Annotated in this window: 4 protein-coding genes; 2 read left to right on the top strand and 2 right to left on the bottom strand. The window is 70.8% G+C overall.

The features are described from left to right. Window positions 1-261: 261 nt before the first annotated feature. Together V6U90_RS32570 and V6U90_RS32565 are read left to right on the top strand one after the other, a co-directional pair. Window positions 262-654 carry a hypothetical protein gene (locus V6U90_RS32570; RefSeq protein WP_334444887.1) on the top strand — a complete coding sequence of 131 codons (393 nt, stop codon included), beginning with the start codon at window positions 262-264 and terminating at the stop codon, window positions 652-654. 55 nt (window positions 655-709) lie between these two features. Next, window positions 710-1,717 (top strand): PfkB family carbohydrate kinase, encoded by a 1,008-nt coding sequence (locus V6U90_RS32565; RefSeq protein ID WP_334444885.1) that lies wholly within the window; start codon window positions 710-712, stop codon window positions 1,715-1,717. On the opposite strand, the gene V6U90_RS32560 is transcribed toward V6U90_RS32565, so the two are convergent. After that, complete coding sequence (locus V6U90_RS32560; protein ID WP_442933713.1) at window positions 1,690-1,827, bottom strand: hypothetical protein; 138 nt, start codon at window positions 1,825-1,827, stop codon at window positions 1,690-1,692. The genes V6U90_RS32565 and V6U90_RS32560 overlap by 28 nt on opposite strands. Beyond that, a partial coding sequence (locus tag V6U90_RS32555) for a hypothetical protein (RefSeq protein WP_334444883.1) occupies window positions 1,812-2,054 on the bottom strand: 243 nt, incomplete at its 5' end. The genes V6U90_RS32555 and V6U90_RS32560, both read right to left, overlap by 16 nt.

The following is a 2,054-nucleotide window of genomic DNA, read 5'->3' as shown; positions in this document are numbered from 1 at the left end:
CTATACGAGGCGCTGCTTATCGCGGGCAGTGGTTCACGCTCGCGCTGCCTGCCGCCGAGGTCGCCCGGAACTCTGGTGGCACTCGAGGGCGGCGGGTGATAACCCGCCGGCCTGCCCGGCACCCTTGGCCCGCTCGTCGCTTACGATCCACTCCTCCCATCTGCCAGTCGCCCGCTGGAAGGCGCGGTACCGCGCGGCCAGCCGTACGGTGCGTAGCAGTGTCGGCACATTCAGTCGAGTGCGCGTGGGACTATGACCATCATGTGCGGAATTCTGGCCTTTTTCAGCGCGCGCGGCGACGCCGGCCACCGCCCTGGGCCACAACTACGTCGGCAGCATTGGAATGCCCTGCACCACCACAGCCCGGACGGGACCGGGGGCGAACTGGTCGCGGACCCCTCTGGCCGGTTCGTCGACGCGGTCTTCGCCCACAATCGGCTGTCGATCATCGACGTGGCGCTCAGCCACGAACCGCTGCCGTACGTCTGCGGTCGGTACCTGTTGACTTTCAACGGCGAGATCTACACCTCGAGCTGCGTGGGGAGCTGGCCTGGGAGTACGGCGCCCTTCGTCGCGAAAAGGCCCGACCCGGGCATCCAGCGCAACCCGTCGGCGCTGCTCACCAAGCCGGTGGTCGGCTCGATGGTGTCCTGACCCGCGGCGGCGAAGTTCGCGCAGTTCAGCGTGGTAATACCTGGTGGGAGGGCCGATGAGATATGCGGTGGTGCTCGGCGAGGCGCTGGTCGATCTCCTCGACGGGCGGCACGATGGCGAGCCGGTCTACCGGCAGATGATCGGTGGGGCGCCGCTCAACGTCGCGGTCGGGGTGGTCCGACTGGGTGGGGCCGTGGAATTTGTCGGGTCGCTTGGTGACGACGTACTCGCCGGCCGGATTCGGGACTTCCTCGACGGCGTCGGGGTCGGCCAGCGTGGCGTCGTCACGGCGCCGGTCCCGACCGCACTCGCCGTCGTCACCTACGCCGGTGCCGAACCCGACTTCCGCTTCTACGGCGAGCCGCCGTCGTACGGGCTGCTCCAGGCGTCCGCGCTCGACGTGTCGTTGATCGAGGATGCCGCGGTGCTCTACTGCGGATCCATCGCCCTGCTCTGCCCGCCCGTGCTCGACGCCGCCCGCCGAGCCTGGTCGCTGGCCAGCGGCCTGCGGGTATTCGATCCCAACGTGCGACCGCGGCTGCTGGCCGGGCCGGCCGCGTTAGACGAGTTGCGGACGGTCGTAGCCGAGTTCGCGGCCACTGCCCACCTGGTGAAGCTGAGTGCTGGCGACGCCGAGATGCTTTACCCCGGAGCGTCGGTCGGCGAGGTGGCGGCGCGGTTGCGGGCGCTGGGCGCCGGCACCGTCGTGGTCACTCGCGGCGCACAGGGCGCGCTGGTCGCCTCCGCTGCGGGCACAATCCAGCTGGACTCCCCGCCGGTACGTGCGGTCGACGCCACCGGAGCGGGCGATTCGGTGATGGCGGCGCTGATCGCCGACCTGCTCGCCGACGGCCAGCCGACCGACCAGGTCGGCTGGCGGAAGCGGGTCGCGTTCGCGCTGCGGGTCGCCGCAGTGGTGGCCGAGTCCCCGGGCGGCGCCGTGGCGATGCCGACGCGTGCGGAGGTGGCCCGCCGCTTCGGCCCGCCAACCAATCGCCCGACTCCGGCCGGCTCACCCGTGCCTGACCGGTGTGATCACGTGTCGCCGGTCAGCTCCGCGTAGCCACGGCGTACCGCCGCGAGCGCCGCCCGCGGTCCGAATGGCGCCCGGGCCGCCAGCCGTTCGGCCGGCGCCCCGTCGGCGTGCCCGTCCCGGATCAGCCACGCCAGCATGGTGAGCTGCTCGTGCTGCGCCTGTCGTCCAGCTCCAAGTCGAGGCTTCTACTTCGATGGTGCCGTCGGCGCTGCGGCGCGTTGCCGGTCATTCGCCCCCGGCTCACGGTGTTGCCGCGTTCGCGGATCTCCGCGAGGAGTTGGTCGGTGTCGGTGACGTTGTCGGCGTATCGCTGGAGCAGGTAGGACTTGAACTGGTCGAGGATGCTGTCGCGGGCGGTGCGGGT

Source organism: Micromonospora sp. CPCC 206060 (assembly GCF_036906895.1).
In the GTDB taxonomy this organism is placed as follows: Bacteria; Actinomycetota; Actinomycetes; order Mycobacteriales; family Micromonosporaceae; genus Micromonospora.
Note: the sequence above shows the minus strand (reverse complement) of the source record. Positions and strands in the feature narration are given on the sequence as shown.

Coding starts and splice junctions, on each gene's coding strand:
- V6U90_RS32570 (WP_334444887.1), top strand. CDS start 262: ATGTGCGGAATTCTGGCCTTTTTCAGCGCGCGCGGCGACGCCGGCCAC.
- V6U90_RS32565 (WP_334444885.1), top strand. CDS start 710: ATGAGATATGCGGTGGTGCTCGGCGAGGCGCTGGTCGATCTCCTCGAC.
- V6U90_RS32560 (WP_442933713.1), bottom strand. CDS start 1,827: ATGCTGGCGTGGCTGATCCGGGACGGGCACGCCGACGGGGCGCCGGCC.